Source organism: Streptococcus sp. ST14, from assembly GCF_046098195.1.
Lineage (GTDB): Bacteria > Bacillota > Bacilli > Lactobacillales > Streptococcaceae > Streptococcus.
In genome coordinates this window covers 1-1,864 of sequence record NZ_JBJUSF010000058.1, presented here as the reverse complement: position 1 = coordinate 1,864, position 1,864 = coordinate 1, and the positions used below count along the sequence as shown (strand labels likewise).

General features: G+C 26.4%; 2 protein-coding genes and 1 pseudogene. 2 read left to right on the top strand and 1 reads right to left on the bottom strand.

Annotated features, from left to right (window positions below; genetic code table 11):
- Positions 1–237 precede the first annotated feature (237 nt).
- Positions 238–450 carry a hypothetical protein gene (locus ACIY19_RS10755; RefSeq protein WP_409003396.1) on the top strand — a complete coding sequence of 71 codons (213 nt, stop codon included), beginning with the start codon at positions 238–240 and terminating at the stop codon, positions 448–450.
- Positions 451–494: 44 nt separating this feature from the next.
- Here the strand turns inward: ACIY19_RS10755 and ACIY19_RS10750 are convergent, their stop codons facing one another.
- Positions 495–1,487, bottom strand: coding sequence for a hypothetical protein (locus ACIY19_RS10750; protein WP_409003395.1), 993 nt, complete (start codon positions 1,485–1,487; stop codon positions 495–497).
- 90 nt (positions 1,488–1,577) lie between these two features.
- Between ACIY19_RS10750 and ACIY19_RS10745 the strand changes: the two are divergent.
- Positions 1,578–1,799, top strand: a pseudogene (locus ACIY19_RS10745) (site-specific integrase); the annotation flags it as partial.
- Positions 1,800–1,864: the final 65 nt, after the last annotated feature.

Here is a 1,864-nt window from a genome sequence, read left to right as displayed (position 1 = left end):
AGAAAATACATCAATTTTGATAAGTAGAAATGGTAAAAACATTGTATAGCATTTTACACAGGAGTCTGGACTTGACTCAAATTAGGCTACTTATTTCAGTTACTAAATGATTGCGAAGCATACTTTAATCCTGAGTTCACTGTAAAATACAAAGGGAATTATAATTTTGATATTAATAAAAGTAGAAAAAATTTATGTTACGTTTACCTTGAACATTTTCTCTCTAATAAAGAAAAAATGGAACTTCAGAATAAAGATAAGGTGACTAATTTAGAAATTTTATTGAATAAATATAATGTATTAAAACATATAAAAAATGAAGTTTCGTTAATTGAGTTTGATATAAAAAAACAATGTGAAGTTTTGGAAAAAAATCATTCTATGGAAAGGTTAAATTATTTTATTGATTATTCAATTAAATTAGCGAAGGTAAGAGCGGGGATTTATTAAGATAAAAGAGCAGAGATTGGGATTCTCTGCTCTTTTAAACAACACTAATTTTGTGTTAAAAATGGCTGAAGTAGCCTATATAGATTTATCAAAATGGGGATGAAACCTATCGGATTGAGTGGTTTTCCATTGAATAACTGTGGAAAGTTCGGGGAATCTTTATAGAGTTTAAATAGCTCAATATAATCTTTATTAAGTTGTTTATTACTGTAATCGGTAATATCATATTCCTTCAGTTGCATTCTTTTTATTTTTTGTATTATATCTTTAATATATTTTTTCCAAAGATAGTCAAAAATTAAATAACCAAAACCAATCAGTATAAAAATTATTCCCCAAGTAATTTTAAATACTAGGTTATTAGGTGTATCTATTATTAATGTATTTCCGGTAAATTTAATAGCAGATAGTGGAGTGGTTAAATAGAATAGAGCAGTATAAGCAATACCTAAAATTCCAAAATAATTACTAAATGAACTCATACTATCGGTAAATTTAACTATCCAATCACATTCAGATGGATCATGTAGAGAAACTGGTGTCAATGTAGTAAACTCTAATTTTGAAATCTTTCTTAAGGTAAGAATATAGAGTAGATACTTTAAATACAATTGTATTGCAATAAATACAGTTAGGATTAGAGTAATAGCGCCATAGATTGTAATTAATTCGTTCCAGATAAGAACTTTTAATAATATTAGTGAAACGAAATAAATTAAACCGATTGCAAAACAAATAGATATACTATACCATTTGTTTAGATAACTATTATTTTTGCTGAAGATTGGAAATAGTGGAAGATTATTCACTTTAGTACCTGAAATAGACATTTTAAGGATTATTTCTTTTTTCATTAAATTTTGGTATGTGATAATCTGAGCTAACAGTAGAGAATTTACTCCAAAGACATATATATAATTGTGTTTTAGTGATGAATCAAAAATTGATACTATAATTCCAATAAAAACCCAACAAGTAAAAATAATTGTCCAAAAACATTTTTGAGATAAAATTTTATCAATTATTTTTATTTCCATAGTATTCTCCTACCGATAACAATTTATTATCACTATACAAAGCACTCAAATAGGTTTATAATAGCATGATTATTGATAAAGGAGATTTTTATGGATTATAAACTTATTTCTACTTACTTAGATTATTGCAAAACTCATAAGCGTTTGAGTTCACACACGATTCGCGCTTATAAGAATGATCTTATGCAATTCTATAAATCAGACTATGATAATGTCGAAGCCTATATAGAACAGTTGACACAATCTAACATAAAAACGAATACATTAAGAAGAAAAATCGCTTGTATGAAGGTGTTTTATGATAAAGTCCGTATAATTGTGTAAAAGTAAAAAGGCCATATAACAGTCCTTTTACGGTACAATGTTTTTAACGACAA